Source organism: Xylanimonas sp. McL0601 (genome assembly GCF_049852175.1).
Taxonomy (GTDB): Bacteria; Actinomycetota; Actinomycetes; order Actinomycetales; family Cellulomonadaceae; genus Xylanimonas.
Window position 1 is genome coordinate 3,535,415 of sequence record NZ_CP187527.1, and the last position, 14,965, is coordinate 3,550,379.

General features: G+C 67.6%; 10 protein-coding genes. All 10 read right to left on the minus strand.

Annotation, left to right across the window (positions count from 1 at the left end; genetic code table 11):
* Nucleotides 1–9: 9 nt before the first annotated feature.
* Complete coding sequence (gene rplW, locus ACO4JP_RS16400) at nt 10–312, minus strand: 50S ribosomal protein L23 (protein WP_129187596.1); 303 nt, start codon at nt 310–312, stop codon at nt 10–12.
* Nucleotides 309–1,016, minus strand: a complete 708-nt coding sequence (gene rplD, locus ACO4JP_RS16405) for a 50S ribosomal protein L4 (RefSeq protein WP_425955041.1) — start codon at nt 1,014–1,016, stop codon at nt 309–311. The genes rplW and rplD overlap by 4 nt, the downstream gene beginning before the upstream one ends.
* A gap of 5 nt (nt 1,017–1,021) precedes the next feature.
* On the minus strand, nt 1,022–1,675 hold the full coding sequence (gene rplC, locus ACO4JP_RS16410) for a 50S ribosomal protein L3 (protein ID WP_425955042.1): 654 nt from the start codon (nt 1,673–1,675) through the stop codon (nt 1,022–1,024).
* Nucleotides 1,676–1,689: 14 nt separating this feature from the next.
* Nucleotides 1,690–1,998, minus strand: coding sequence for a 30S ribosomal protein S10 (rpsJ, locus tag ACO4JP_RS16415; protein ID WP_012877409.1), 309 nt, complete (start codon nt 1,996–1,998; stop codon nt 1,690–1,692).
* Nucleotides 1,999–2,552: 554 nt separating this feature from the next.
* Nucleotides 2,553–3,758: an elongation factor Tu gene (tuf, locus tag ACO4JP_RS16420; RefSeq protein WP_425955043.1), complete on the minus strand. Its 1,206-nt coding sequence runs from the start codon at nt 3,756–3,758 to the stop codon at nt 2,553–2,555.
* 129 nt (nt 3,759–3,887) lie between these two features.
* Nucleotides 3,888–6,005 carry an elongation factor G gene (gene fusA, locus ACO4JP_RS16425; RefSeq protein WP_425955044.1) on the minus strand — a complete coding sequence of 706 codons (2,118 nt, stop codon included), beginning with the start codon at nt 6,003–6,005 and terminating at the stop codon, nt 3,888–3,890.
* Nucleotides 6,006–6,080: 75 nt separating this feature from the next.
* Nucleotides 6,081–6,551 carry a 30S ribosomal protein S7 gene (rpsG, locus tag ACO4JP_RS16430; RefSeq protein WP_425955045.1) on the minus strand — a complete coding sequence of 157 codons (471 nt, stop codon included), beginning with the start codon at nt 6,549–6,551 and terminating at the stop codon, nt 6,081–6,083.
* Entirely contained in the window at nt 6,551–6,925 is a 375-nt protein-coding gene (gene rpsL, locus ACO4JP_RS16435; protein WP_425955046.1) for a 30S ribosomal protein S12, read from the minus strand. Before rpsL ends, rpsG begins: the two co-directional genes overlap by 1 nt.
* A 421-nt stretch (nt 6,926–7,346) precedes the next feature.
* The gene (locus tag ACO4JP_RS16440; RefSeq protein ID WP_425955047.1) at nt 7,347–11,222 is read right to left on the minus strand and encodes a DNA-directed RNA polymerase subunit beta'; all 3,876 of its coding nucleotides are present in this window, start codon (nt 11,220–11,222) and stop codon (nt 7,347–7,349) included.
* 51 nt (nt 11,223–11,273) lie between these two features.
* On the minus strand, nt 11,274–14,771 hold the full coding sequence (gene rpoB / locus ACO4JP_RS16445; protein ID WP_425955048.1) for a DNA-directed RNA polymerase subunit beta: 3,498 nt from the start codon (nt 14,769–14,771) through the stop codon (nt 11,274–11,276).
* Nucleotides 14,772–14,965 lie beyond the last annotated feature (194 nt).

The following is a 14,965-nucleotide window of genomic DNA, read 5'->3' on the forward strand; positions in this document are numbered from 1 at the left end:
TAGTCCGGGTCAGCCGACCGGACCGCCGAAGATGTCGATCGAACCCTCACGGAGGGTGACGATCGCGCGCTTCGTGTCCTTGCGCTTGCCCAGGCCGAAACGCGTGCGACGCGTCTTGCCCTTGCGGTTGATCGTGTTCACCGAGTCGACCTTGACGCCGAAGACCTGCTCGACCGCGATCTTGATCTCGGTCTTGTTGGCCCGCGGGTCCACGACGAAGGTGTACTTGCCCTCGTCGAGGAGGCCGTAGCTCTTCTCGGAGACGACCGGCGCGAGCAGGATGTCGCGCGGGTCCTTCTGCACGGTGGTCACTTCGTGGCCTCCTCAGCGGCGTTGTCGGCCACCTCGGTGGCCTCAGTCTCGGTGGCGGTCGCCTTCGCGCCCTTGGCGGGGCCCTCGAGGAACGCGGCGAGCGCGCCCTCGGTGAAGACGACGTCGTCAGAGACGAGCACGTCGTACGTGTTCAGCTGGTCGGCGACGAGCAGGTGAACGCTCGGGACGTTGCGGAGCGACAGGATCGTCGCCTCGTCCGTACGCTCGGTCACCACGAGGACGTGGGGACGCTCGGTCAGGACCGACAGGGTCTTCAGCGCGGTCTTGGTCGACGGGGTGCCGTCGATGCCGAAGCCGGAGACGACGTGCACGCGGCCAGCGCGAGCGCGGTCGGACAGGGCGCCACGGAGCGCGGCGGCCTTCATCTTCTTCGGGGTGCGCTGGTCGTACGAGCGCGGCTGCGGGCCGTGGACGACGCCACCGCCGGCGAACTGCGGAGCGCGGGTCGAACCCTGGCGGGCGCGGCCGGTGCCCTTCTGCTTGTACGGCTTCCGGCCACCACCCCGGACCTCACCACGGGTCTTCGTGGCGTGCGTGCCCTGGCGGGCAGCGGCACGCTGCGCGACGACGACCTGGTGGATCAGCGGGACGTTGGTGACGACGTCGAACACCTCGGCGGGAAGCTCGGCCTTGCCGGCCTTCTTGCCCTGGGCGTCGAGAACGTCAACGGTGAGGGAGGTCATGCGATTCACGCACCCTTCGCGGCGGTCTTGACGACGACGACGCCACCCTTGGGGCCGGGCACCGCGCCCTTGACGAGCAGCAGACCCTTCTCGGCGTCGACCGCGTGGACGGTCAGGTTCTGGGTGGTCTGACGGGCGTTGCCCATCCGGCCGGCCATGCGCAGGCCCTTGAACACGCGCGACGGCGTCGAAGCGCCACCGATCGAGCCCGGCTTGCGGTGGTTGCGGTGCGAACCGTGCGAGGCGCTCACGCCGGCGAAGCCGTGGCGCTTCATGACACCGGCCGTGCCCTTGCCCTTGGTGGTGCCGACGACGTCGACCGTGGCGCCGGCCTCGAAGGCGGCAGCCGTGATCTCCTGGCCGACCGAGTACTCGGCGGCGTCGGCGGTCCGGATCTCGGCCACGTGGCGGCGCGGCGTCACGCCGGCCTTCTCGAAGTGGCCCTTCAGCGGCTTGGTGACCTTGCGCGGGTCGATCTGGCCGGCGGCCAGCTGGACGGCTGCATAGCCGTCGGTCTCAGCCGTGCGGACCTGGGTCACCACGTTGGTGTCCACCGCAACGACCGTGACGGGCACGAGGCGACCGGCCTCGTCCCACAGCTGCGTCATGCCCAGCTTGGTGCCCAGCACCGCGGTCACGTTCTTCTGCAGGTTGCTCATCTCAGTCACCTGCCTCAGAGCTTGATCTCGATGTTCACGTCGGCAGGCAGGTCGATACGCATGAGCGAGTCGACGGCCTTCGGCGTGGGATCGATGATGTCGATGAGCCGCTTGTGCGTGCGCATCTCGAAGTGCTCGCGGCTGTCCTTGTACTTGTGAGGCGACCGGATCACGACGAAGACGTTCTTCTCCGTCGGGAGCGGCACCGGGCCCACCACAGTCGCACCCGCGCGCGTCACCGTGTCGACGATCTTGCGCGCGGAGCTGTCGATGACCTCGTGGTCATAGGACTTGAGCCGGATGCGGATCTTCTGTCCCGCCATGGCGTCGTCTGACTCTCTCTCTCGAACCGCTACTGTCCGACCCCCGCGCTCGGGCGTGTCGCATGCGCGCCACGCTCGAAGGCCTGAGGCCGTTGAATTGTGATCGGTCCGATCGGACCAACCACGACGTATGTCTGGCCTGCCGAACCCACTCCTGGAGGACGTGTGTCCCACCGGAAGCTCGGTCGTGCGGGGCGCTCAAGAGTGTGAACAGACGGCGACCCCGCGAACCCCTCATCGGAGGGGGACCCGCTCCAGCCGGCTTATCGGACCGCCGGGACACTCGACAAGACGAGTACCGGGGGGCTCCGCGCGACTGCGGTGCAACACACTGTTCGACACAAGAAAGAACGCGCCCGTGACAGGCAACCTGACAAGTGTGCCATACGGCCTGGCGTATCCCAAGCCGGGTGGCGTGTGACGCTGCACGCAGCGCCAGCGACGTACCGAGGCCCGGGTCCCCTGGCGGGAAACCCGGGCCTCGGACGCTCAGCCTGCCGGCCTCGGCCGGCGGTGCCGAAGGAGCTCAGCTGCCCCAGATCGTCAAGCGATGATCACTTGATGATCTTGGTGACACGGCCCGAACCGACCGTGCGGCCACCCTCACGGATGGCGAAGCCGAGGCCCTCCTCCATGGCGATGGGCTGGATGAGCTGGACCGTCATCTCGGTGTTGTCGCCGGGCATGACCATCTCGGTGCCCTCGGGCAGCTGGATGACGCCGGTGACGTCCGTCGTGCGGAAGTAGAACTGCGGACGGTAGTTCGAGTAGAACGGGTTGTGACGGCCGCCCTCGTCCTTGCCCAGGATGTAGACCTGCGCCTCGAAGTCGGTGTGCGGGGTGATCGAGCCCGGCTTCACGACGACCTGGCCACGCTCGACGTCCTCGCGCTTGATGCCGCGGAGGAGCAGACCGGTGTTGTCACCGGCCTGAGCCTGGTCCATCGACTTGTGGAAGGTCTCGATGCCCGTGACGGTCGTCTTCTGCGGGGTGCGGATGCCGACGATCTCGACCTCGGAGTTGACGTTCAGCGCGCCACGCTCGACCTTGCCGGTGACGACGGTGCCACGACCGGTGATCGTGAAGACGTCCTCGATCGGCATGAGGAAGGGCTTGTCGAGGTCACGAACCGGCTCGGGGACGTTGTTGTCAACGGCCTCCATGAGCTCGAGGACCTTCTCCTGCCACTCGGGGTCACCCTCGAGAGCCTTGAGGCCCGAGACGCGGACGACCGGAGCCTCGTCACCGTCGAAGCCCTGCGCCGACAGCAGCTCGCGGACCTCCATCTCGACGAGCTCGAGGATCTCCTCGTCGTCGACCATGTCGGCCTTGTTGAGTGCCACGAGCAGGTAGGGCACGCCGACCTGACGGGCGAGCAGGACGTGCTCACGCGTCTGGGCCATCGGGCCGTCGGTGGCGGCGACCACGAGGATGGCGCCGTCCATCTGAGCGGCACCCGTGATCATGTTCTTGATGTAGTCGGCGTGACCCGGGGCGTCGACGTGCGCGTAGTGACGGTTCGGCGTCTCGTACTCGATGTGCGAGATGTTGATCGTGATACCGCGCTGCTTCTCCTCAGGCGCCTTGTCAATGCCGTCGAAGTCGACGACCTTGTTGGCGGTGAAGCCCTCCGAAGCCGGGTACTTCTCGGCGAGGGTCTTGGAGATGGCAGCGGTGAGCGTCGTCTTACCGTGGTCGACGTGACCGATGGTGCCGACGTTGACGTGCGGCTTGGTCCGCTCGAACTTGGCCTTAGCCACTGGGGTCCTCCTGGGACTCGGTAGTTGTTCCCGAACGTTGCGGGGAGAGTCGGCTAGAAAGCCTACCTCCCGCGGGGCGACGGGGGTTTTCCTACAGGTTGATGGTGAAGCTGGTCGACCTGTGGGGACTCACTCGCCCCGGGTCTTCTTGATGATCTCGTCAGCAACGTTGCGAGGGACCTCGGCGTAGCTGTCGAACTGCATCGAGTACACCGCGCGACCCTGGGTCTTCGACCGGAGGTCACCGATGTAGCCGAACATCTCGCTGAGCGGCACATGGGCGCGCACGACCTTGACGCCGGTCGCGTCCTCCATGGACTGGATCATGCCACGGCGGGAGTTGATGTCGCCGATCACGTCGCCCATGTACTCCTCGGGCGTACGCACCTCGACGGCCATGACCGGCTCGAGCAGAACCGGGTCCGCCCGCTTGACGCCCTCCTTGAGGACCATCGAGCCGGCGATCTTGAACGCCATCTCGGACGAGTCGACCTCGTGGTACGCACCGTCGATCAGCGTTGCCTTGACGCCCACGAGCGGGAAGCCCGCGAGGACACCCTGCTGCAGCGCGGACTGGATGCCGGCGTCGACCGACGGGATGTACTCGCGCGGGATGCGGCCACCGGTGACGGCGTTCACGAACTCGTAGAGCTCGCCCTCGGCCATCTCGAGCGGCTCGAAGGTCACCTGGACCTTGGCGAACTGGCCCGAACCACCGGTCTGCTTCTTGTGCGTGTAGTCGACCTTCTCGACCTTGCGGCGGATGGTCTCGCGGTAGGCGACCTGCGGCTTGCCGACGTTGGCCTCGACCTTGAACTCGCGACGCATGCGGTCGACGAGGATGTCGAGGTGGAGCTCGCCCATGCCGCCGATGACGGTCTGGCCGGTCTCCTCGTCCAGCTTCACGCGGAAGGTCGGGTCCTCCTCGGCGAGCTTCTGGATCGCCGTCGAGAGCTTCTCCTGGTCGGCCTTCGTCTTGGGCTCGATGGCCACGTCGATGACCGGCTCGGGGAAGGTCATCGACTCGAGGATGACCTGTGCGTTCGAGTCGCTGAGGGTGTCACCGGTGGTGACGTCCTTGAGGCCGATGAACGCGTAGATGTGACCCGCCGTCGCCTCGTCAACAGGGTTCTCCTTGTTGGCGTGCATCTGGAAGATCTTGCCGATGCGCTCCTTCTTGCCCTTGGTCGAGTTCATGACCTGGGCGCCCTGCGACACCTTGCCCGAGTAGACGCGGATGAAGGTGAGCTTGCCGAAGAACGGGTGCGCGGCGATCTTGAACGCGAGGGCCGCGAACGGCTCCGTGGCGTCCGGGTGGCGCTCGACGACGACCTCGTGGTCCTTGACGTCGTGGCCCTGGATGGCCGGGACGTCGAGGGGCGACGGCAGGTAGTCGACGACGGCATCGAGCATGGGCTGGACGCCCTTGTTCTTGAACGCCGAGCCGCACAGGACCGGGAAGGCCTCGCCGGCGACCGTGAGCTTGCGGATGCCCGCCTTGATCTCGGCCAGCGTGAGGTCCTCGCCGCCGAGGAACTTCTCGAGCAGGTCGTCGTCGGTCTCGGCGACGGCCTCAATGAGCTCGGCGCGGTACTGCTCCGCCTTCTCCTGCAGGTCGGCCGGGATCTCCTCGATCTCGTACTTGGCGCCCATCTCGGTCTCGCCGCGCCACACGAGCGCACGCATCTCGACCAGGTCGACGACGCCGATGAAGTCGTTCTCGGCACCGATCGGGAGCTGGATGACCAGCGGGCGGGCCTTGAGGCGGTTGATGATGGTGTCGACCGTGAAGTAGAAGTCGGCGCCCAGCTTGTCCATCTTGTTGACGAAGCAGATGCGGGGGACCTCGTACTTGTCCGCCTGGCGCCACACCGTCTCGGACTGGGGCTCCACGCCCTCCTTGCCGTCGAAGACGGCAACCGCACCGTCGAGGACGCGCAGCGAGCGCTCGACCTCGACCGTGAAGTCCACGTGACCCGGGGTGTCGATGACGTTGATCTGCGTCTCGTTCGACTTGCCCTTGTTCCAGAAGGCGGTCACAGCAGCGGACGTGATCGTGATGCCACGCTCCTGCTCCTGCTCCATCCAGTCGGTGGTCGACGCACCGTCGTGCGTCTCGCCGATCTTGTAGTTGACGCCGGTGTAGTAGAGGATCCGCTCGGTCGTCGTCGTCTTGCCGGCATCGATGTGCGCCATGATGCCGATGTTCCGGACCTTGCTCAGGTCCGTCAGCACGTCAAGTGCCACGGTGTACCCCTTGTCGGTGGAGTGGGCGGTACGCCTGCGGCCCCGGGGGGTTGTGCCCCCCGGGGCCGACGACGATTACCAGCGGTAGTGGGCGAACGCGCGGTTGGACTCAGCCATCTTGTGCATGTCCTCGCGGCGCTTGACCGCGGCACCGAGGCCGTTCGAGGCGTCGAGGATCTCGTTCATGAGTCGCTCGGTCATCGTCTTCTCGCGACGGGCACGCGAGAAGTCGGTCAGCCAGCGCAGGGCCAGCGTCGTCGAGCGCGTCGGGCGCACCTCGACGGGCACCTGGTAGGTGGCGCCACCGACACGGCGGGACCGCACCTCGAGGGCCGGACGGACGTTCTCGAGCGCGCGCTTGAGGACGACGACCGGGTCCTGGTCCGTCTTGGTGCGAACGCCCTCGAGGGCGCCGTAGACGATCGCCTCGGCGGTGGACTTCTTGCCGTCCATCAGGACCTTGTTGATCAGCTGGGTGACGACGGGGGACCCGTAGACCGGGTCGACGATGAGCGGCCGCTTGGGGGCCGGACCCTTACGAGGCATCAGGCCTTCTCCTTCTTGGCGCCGTAGCGGCTGCGAGCCTGCTTGCGGTTCTTCACGCCCTGCGTGTCAAGGGCACCGCGGACGATCTTGTAACGGACACCCGGGAGGTCCTTCACACGGCCGCCGCGGACGAGCACGATGGAGTGCTCCTGCAGGTTGTGGCCGACGCCGGGGATGTAGGCGGTGACCTCGACGCCGGAGGACAGCTTCACACGGGCGACCTTGCGCAGGGCCGAGTTCGGCTTCTTAGGGGTGGTGGTGTACACACGGGTGCACACGCCGCGCCGCTGGGGGGAGCCCTTGAGGGCGGGAGTCTTCGACTTCCCGGCCTTCGAGGTCCGGCCCTTGCGGACGAGCTGCTGGATCGTAGGCACTACGTCTCCGTCGTCTTCTCGAGCTGACGGAGGCCGGTCGGCCCCCGCCGTGGTTTAAGGCTGTGCGTGCCGGACAGCAAGGGGCACGCAGTCCTCACGGAGGGACCGCAGCGCCACTTACCACCGGCTCGATGGCCCGGACCTGGCCACGGCAGTCGCAAAGGACGCCGGCGGCGGGGTCTCGGGATGCCCGCGCGCTCACATCGCGTCGCCCCGCGAAGGGCGCGCACGACGGCACGGGCACGGTCGTCAAGACTACCCGGCGACCCGGGAACGGTCAAAAGGCGGCGGGTGTGACGTGCGTCGCCCGGATGCGCCGAGGCGCCCCCGTCGTCGTCCGACGGGGGCGCCTCGCGGTGTGGATCAGCGGAGCCAAGGGTCCCCGCGGGTCCCCGCAGCGAAGCGAGGAGACCCGTGGGGTCTAGCGGAAGTCGCCGAAGTCCAGGTCCTCGAGCGGGATCGCCTCGCCCGAGCCCATGCCGAGCGTCGGGAAGTCGATCTCGTCGTAGCCGAAGCTCGGGTAGAGCTCGGCCTTGGCCTGCTCGGTGGGCTCGACCTCGATGTTCCGGTAGCGGGGCAGGCCCGTGCCGGCGGGGATGAGCTTACCGATGATGACGTTCTCCTTGAGGCCCAGCAGCGGGTCCCGACGGCCGCTCATCGACGCCTCGGTGAGCACGCGGGTCGTCTCCTGGAAGGAGGCGGCCGAGAGCCACGAGTCGGTGGCGAGCGACGCCTTCGTGATGCCCATGAGCTCCGGACGACCCGAGGCCGGCTGGGTGCCCTCCGCCACGGCGGCGCGGTTGGCGTCCTCGAAGCGGGTGCGCTCGGCGAGCTCGCCCGGCAGCAGCCTCGTGTCACCCGAGTCCAGCACGGTCACGCGACGCAGCATCTGCCGCACGATGACCTCGATGTGCTTGTCGTGGATGTCCACGCCCTGGCTGCGGTAGGTCTCCTGGACCTCGTCCACCAGGTGCTTCTGCGCGGCGCGCGGGCCGAGGATGCGCAGGACCTTCTTCGGGTCCACCGCGCCCAGGACCAGCTGGGTGCCGACCTGCACGTGCTGCCCGTCCTCGATGAGGAGGCGCGCACGCTTCGACACCTGGTAACGCAGCTCCTCCGAGCCGTCGTCGGGCGTGAGGACGAGGATGCGCGAGCGCTCCATGTCCTCGATGGAGATGCGGCCCGTGTACTCAGCGATGGGCGCCTCACCCTTGGGGGTGCGGGCCTCGAAGAGCTCGGTCACGCGGGGCAGACCCTGCGTGATGTCCTCGGCCGAGGCGACACCACCGGTGTGGAAGGTACGCATCGTCAGCTGCGTGCCGGGCTCACCGATCGACTGGGCCGCGATGATGCCGACGGCCTCGCCGATGTCGACGAGCTTGCCCGTGGCCAGCGAGCGGCCGTAGCACTTGGCGCACGTGCCGACGCGGGACTCGCAGGTGAGCACCGAGCGGACCTTGACGGTCTCGATGCCGGCGGCCAGCAGCGCCTCGATCTCGGCGTCGCCGGCGTCCTCGCCTCCGCGGGCAATCACGTTGCCGTCCGCGTCGGTGACGTCGACGGCCAGCGTGCGGGCGTAGATCGAGGTCTCGATGCGGGCGTGCGGCACCAGGGTGTCGCCGATCCGCTCGGCCACGGGCAGCGTGAGGCCGCGCTCGGTCCCGCAGTCGTCCTCACGGATGATGACGTCCTGCGACACGTCGACGAGGCGACGGGTCAGGTAGCCCGAGTCGGCCGTACGGAGGGCCGTGTCCGCGAGGCCCTTGCGGGCACCGTGCGACGCGATGAAGTACTCGAGGACGGACAGGCCCTCGCGGTAGTTGGACTTGATCGGGCGCGGGATGATCTCGCCCTTCGGGTTCGCCACGAGGCCACGCATGCCGGCGATCTGGCGGACCTGCATCCAGTTACCACGAGCACCGGACGACACCATGCGGTACAGGGTGTTGCGGGCGTCGCTCTCGAGGTTCTCGCGCATGACCTTGGCGACCGTGTCGGTGGCCTGGGTCCAGATCTCGATGAGCTCCTGACGGCGCTCGTCGTCGGTGATCAGACCGCGGTCGAACTGCTGCTGCACCTTGAGCGCACGCTGCTCGTGCTCGTCGAGGATCGAGTCCTTGATCCCCGGCATGGCGACGTCGGAGATCGCGATCGTGACGCCCGAGCGGGTCGCCCAGCGGTAGCCGGCGTCCTTCAGTGCGTCGAGCGCCGCGGCGACCTCGACCTTCGGGTACGACTCGGCGAGGTCGTTGACGATCGCCGAGAGCTCCTTCTTGCCGACGATGCCGTTCTGGAACGGGTAGTCGACCGGGAGGGCCTCGTTGAACAGGGTGCGGCCGAGCGTCGTCTCGAACAGCATCGGGACGTCCGGCTCCCAGCCCTCAGGCTCCTCGCCAGGCTCGAACACGACGTCCGACATGCGGATCTTGACCGTCGCGTTGAGGTCCAGCTGGCCGCGGTCGAACGCCATGATCGCCTCGGCCTGCGACGAGAACACGCGGCCCTCGCCGTTGGCACCCGGGCGGTCCGACGTCAGGTGGTGCAGACCGATGATCATGTCCTGCGAAGGCATGGTCACCGGGCGGCCGTCCGACGGCTTGAGGATGTTGTTGCTCGAGAGCATCAGGATGCGCGCCTCGGCCTGGGCCTCGGCGGACAGCGGCAGGTGCACCGCCATCTGGTCACCGTCGAAGTCCGCGTTGAACGCGGCGCACACGAGCGGGTGCAGGTGGATGGCCTTGCCCTCGACCAGCTGCGGCTCGAACGCCTGGATGCCCAGACGGTGCAGCGTGGGGGCACGGTTGAGCAGCACGGGGTGCTCGGTGATGACCTCCTCGAGCACGTCCCACACGACCGAGCGCGTGCGCTCGACCATGCGCTTGGCGCTCTTGATGTTCTGCGCGTGGTTGAGCTCCACGAGGCGCTTCATCACGAACGGCTTGAACAGCTCGAGCGCCATTTGCTTGGGCAGACCGCACTGGTGCAGCTTCAGGGTCGGGCCGACGACGATGACCGAACGGCCCGAGTAGTCGACACGCTTGCCGAGCAGGTTCTGGCGGAACCGGCCCTGCTTGCCCTTGAGCATGTCCGAGATCGACTTGAGCGGGCGGTTGCCCGGGCCCGTGACCGGGCGGCCACGACGGCCGTTGTCGAACAGCGAGTCCACGGCCTCCTGGAGCATGCGCTTCTCGTTGTTCACGATGATCTCGGGCGCGCCGAGGTCGAGCAGCCGCTTGAGGCGGTTGTTGCGGTTGATGACGCGGCGGTACAGGTCGTTGAGGTCCGACGTCGCGAACCGGCCACCGTCGAGCTGCACCATCGGGCGCAGGTCCGGCGGGATGACCGGGACGGCGTCGAGCACCATCGCGGTCGGCGAGTTCGTCGTCGTCAGGAACGCGTTGACGACCTTGAGGCGCTTCAGGGCGCGGGTCTTGCGCTGGCCCTTGCCCGTGCGGATGATCTCGCGCAGGTTGTTGGCCTCGGCCTCCAGGTCGAAGCTCTCGAGGCGCTTCTGGATCGCGGAAGCACCCATCGAGCCCTCGAAGTAGGTGCCATAGCGGTCCTGCAGCGAGCGGTACAGCATCTCGTCGCCCTCGAGGTCCGCGACCTTGAGGTTCTTGAAGCGGTCCCACACGGTGTCGAGGCGGTCGAGCTCGCCGTCCGCGCGCTTGCGCAGGTTGGCCATCTCGCGCTCCGCCGCGTCGCGCACCTTGCGGCGTGCATCGGCCTTGGCACCCTCGGCCTCGAGCTCGGCGAGGTCCTTCTCGAGCTTGGTGGCCCGAAGGTTGATGTCGTTGTCGCGGCGGTCCGCGATCTCCTTCTTCTCCAGGTCGATCTCGTTCTGGAGGCGCGGGAGGTCCTCGTGCCGGCCCTCGTCGTCGACCCACGTGATCATGTAGGCCGCGAAGTAGATGACCTTCTCCAGGTCCTTCGGGGCGAGGTCGAGCAGGTAGCCCAGGCGGGACGGCACACCCTTGAAGAACCAGATGTGCGTGACCGGGGCGGCCAGCTCGATGTGGCCCATGCGCTCACGCCGGACCTTCGAGCGCGTGACCTCGACACCGCAGCGCTCGCAGACGATGCCCTTGAAGCGCACACGCTTGTACTTGCCGCAGTAGCACTCCCAGTCCCGGGTCGGGCCGAAGATCTTCTCGCAGAAGAGTCCGTCCTTCTCGGGCTTGAGGGTGCGGTAGTTGATGGTCTCGGGCTTCTTGACCTCACCGTGCGACCAGGCACGGATGTCGTCGGCCGTTGCCAGGCCGATGCGCAGCTCATCGAAGACGTTGACGTCGAGCAAGATGTCCTACTTCCTAAACCGGATGGTCGTCTCAGTGCAGCTTGCGCTGGGTCAGATCTCGTCGATGCTGGACGCGGCGTTGGGCCGGCGGGAGAGGTCGATGCCGAGCTCCTCCGCGGCGCGGTACACCTCGTCGTCGGACTCCTTCATCTCGATGGAGGAGCCGTCCGAGGACAGGACCTCCACGTTCAGGCAGAGCGACTGCATCTCCTTGAGGAGCACCTTGAAGGACTCCGGGATGCCCGAGTCGGGGATGTTCTCGCCCTTGACGATCGCCTCGTAGACCTTGACTCGGCCGGGGACGTCGTCGGACTTGATGGTGAGCAGCTCCTGCAGCGTGTAGGCAGCGCCGTACGCCTCCAGGGCCCACACCTCCATCTCGCCGAAGCGCTGGCCGCCGAACTGGGCCTTACCGCCCAGGGGCTGCTGCGTGATCATCGAGTACGGACCGGTCGAGCGTGCGTGGATCTTGTCGTCGACCAGGTGGTGCAGCTTGAGGATGTACATGTAGCCGACCGCGACCGGGTCCGGGAACGGCTCGCCTGAGCGGCCGTCGAACAGGCGCGCCTTGCCGTCGTCGCCGACCATGCGGTCGCCGTCGCGGTTCGGGAGCGTCGTGGAGAGCAGCCCGCGCAGGGCGTTCTCCTGCAGGCCGTCGAACACCGGGGTGGCCACCGGCGTGAACGGCTCCGCCTTGGCGGCGATCTCCGGCACGTCGGCCTTCCACGCGGCGTCGCCGTCGGCGGCCTCGACGTCCCAGCCGCGGCTGGCGACCCAGCCGAGGTGGGTCTCGAGCACCTGGCCGACGTTCATACGACCGGGCACACCCAGCGGGTTGAGCACGACGTCGACGGGCGTGCCGTCGGGGAGGAACGGCATGTCCTCCTGCGGCAGGATCTTCGAGATGACGCCCTTGTTGCCGTGACGGCCGGCGAGCTTGTCGCCCACCGTGATCTTGCGGCGCTGGGCGATGTACACGCGGACCAGCTGGTTCACGCCGGCGGGCAGCTCGTCGCCGTCCTCGCGGTTGAACTCGCGCACGCCGATGACCGTGCCGGACTCGCCGTGGGGCACCTTGAGCGAGGTGTCGCGCACCTCGCGTGCCTTCTCGCCGAAGATGGCGCGCAGCAGGCGCTCCTCCGGGGTCAGCTCGGTCTCGCCCTTCGGGGTGACCTTGCCGACCAGCACGTCGCCAGCGCCGACCTCGGCACCGATGCGGATGATGCCGCGCTCGTCGAGGTCAGCCAGGACGTCCTCGGAGACGTTCGGAATGTCCCGCGTGATCTCCTCCGGGCCGAGCTTGGTGTCGCGGGCGTCGACCTCGTGCTCCTCGATGTGGATCGAGGAGAGGATGTCGTCCTCGATGAGGCGCTGCGACAGGATGATCGCGTCCTCGTAGTTGTGGCCCTCCCACGACATGAACGCCACGAGCAGGTTCCGGCCGAGCGCGAGCTCGCCCTCGTCCGTCGCGGGGCCGTCGGCCAGGACCGAGCCAGGCTCGACGCGCTGGCCTTCGTCCACGATCACGCGCTGGTTGTAGGACGTGCCCTGGTTGGAGCGCACGAACTTCGCGATGCGGTACGACGACGTGGTGGCGTCGTCGTTCGCGACCAGCACGAGGTCGGCCGACACCTCGGTGACGACACCCGGCTTCGTGGCCAGGACGACGTCGCCCGCGTCGACTGCCGCACGCCGCTCCATGCCGGTGCCGACGAGCGGCATCTCGGAACGGACCAGCGGCACGGCCTGGCGCTGCATGTTGGCGCCCATGAGCGCGCGGTTCGCGTCGTCGTGCTCGAGGAACGGGATGAGCGCGGTCGCGACCGACACCATCTGGCGCGGCGAGACGTCGATGTAGTCGACCTCGCCCACCGGGACGTCGGACGTCTCCCCGCCCTTGACGCGCACCAGGACGCGCGGCTCTGCGAAGTGGGCGTCCACGGTCAGCGGCGTGTTGGCCTGCGCGATGACGTAACGGTCCTCGTCGTCGGCCGTGAGGTAGTCGATCCGGTCGGTGACCTTGCCGTTCTCGACCTTGCGGTACGGCGTCTCGATGAAGCCGAAGGGGTTGATGCGGCCGAACGAGGCGAGCGAGCCGATGAGGCCGATGTTCGGACCCTCAGGGGTCTCGATCGGGCACATGCGGCCGTAGTGCGACGGGTGGACGTCACGGACCTCCATGCCGGCGCGGTCGCGCGACAGACCACCCGGGCCGAGGGCGTTGAGGCGACGCTTGTGCGTCAGGCCCGCGAGCGGGTTGTTCTGGTCCATGAACTGCGAGAGCTGCGAGGTGCCGAAGAACTCGCGGATCGACGCCACGACCGGGCGGATGTTGATCAGCGTCTGCGGCGTGATGGCCTCGACGTCCTGCGTCGTCATGCGCTCGCGGACGACGCGCTCCATGCGGGACAGGCCCGTGCGCACCTGGTTCTGGATGAGCTCGCCGACGGCGCGGATGCGGCGGTTGCCGAAGTGGTCGATGTCGTCCGTCTCGACGCGGACCTCGACGGCCTCGCCGTTGCGCATGCCCGGCAGGGTGACGACGTCCGCGTGCAGCGCGGCCATGTACTTGATGGTCGCGACGATGTCGGAGCGCGTCATCGTCGAGTCCGTGAGCGGGGAGTCCAGGCCGAGCTTCTTCGAGACCTTGTAGCGGCCGACCTTGGCGAGGTCATAACGCTTCGGGTTGAAGTAGAAGTTCTCGAGCAGCGCGCGACCGGCCTCGACCGTCGGCGGCTCGCCCGGGCGGATCTTGCGGTACAGGTCGACGAGGGCCTCGTCCTCGGTGTGGACGTGGTCCTTCTCCAGCGTGTCGAGCACGGCCGGGAACTGCGCGAACTCCTCGCGGATCTCGGCCTCCGTCATGCCGAGAGCCTTGAGCAGCACCGTCACCGACTGCTTGCGCTTGCGGTCGACGCGCACGCCGACGGCGTCGCGCTTGTCAATCTCGAACTCGAGCCAGGCGCCGCGCGACGGGATGATCTTCGCCGAGAAGATGTCCTTGTCCGACGTCTTGTCCGGGGTGCGCTCGAAGTACACGCCCGGGGAGCGGACGAGCTGCGAGACGACGACGCGCTCGGTGCCGTTGATGATGAACGTTCCGCGCGGGGTCATGAGCGGGAAGTCGCCCATGAAGACCGTCTGCGACTTGATCTCACCGGTCGTGTAGTTGACGAACTCCGCGGTGACGAACAGCGGGGCCGCGTAGGTGAAGTCCTTCTCCTTGCACTCCTCCGCCGAGTACTTCGGGGGCTCGAAGCGGTGGTTTGAGAAGGAGAGTGACATCGACTGACCGAAGTCCTCGATGGGCGAGATCTCCTCGAAGATCTCCTCGAGGCCGGACGTCGCGGGGACCGCGAACGAGGCGGCGGCCACGCGGGCCTGCCAGGCCTCGTTCCCGAGGAGCCAGTCGAAGGACTCGGTCTGCAGGCCGAGAAGGTCAGGAACCTCCATCGGCTCGTAGATCTTGGCGAACGAGAGGCGACGGGAGGCGGTGCGGTTCGCGATAGCGTCGGCGGACGGAGCAGAAGGGGTGCGCGAGGCAGCCAAGAGGGGTCCTTCCCTGCAGTTCGATGGCACGCTGTACGCTTCGTGCACCGTGCAGGCCGCCGTCCGGGCGCCACTCGGTCACAGAGGTCTCCACAGGAGGTCTGGCGGCCGAGGATGGGGTCGGAGAAGGCGTCGAGGGCACACGCGAGCGCAAAGCGCTAGCATAGCCGACCCTGTCAAGATTGTCCAAAGCG

Excerpts from the sequence above, each read along its gene's own strand:
- rplC (WP_425955042.1), bottom strand. The coding sequence starts at position 1,675 with ATGAGCAACCTGCAGAAGAACGTGACCGCGGTGCTGGGCACCAAGCTG.
- rpsJ (WP_012877409.1), bottom strand. The coding sequence starts at position 1,998 with ATGGCGGGACAGAAGATCCGCATCCGGCTCAAGTCCTATGACCACGAG.
- rplD (WP_425955041.1), bottom strand. The coding sequence starts at position 1,016 with ATGACCTCCCTCACCGTTGACGTTCTCGACGCCCAGGGCAAGAAGGCC.
- rpsG (WP_425955045.1), bottom strand. The coding sequence starts at position 6,551 with ATGCCTCGTAAGGGTCCGGCCCCCAAGCGGCCGCTCATCGTCGACCCG.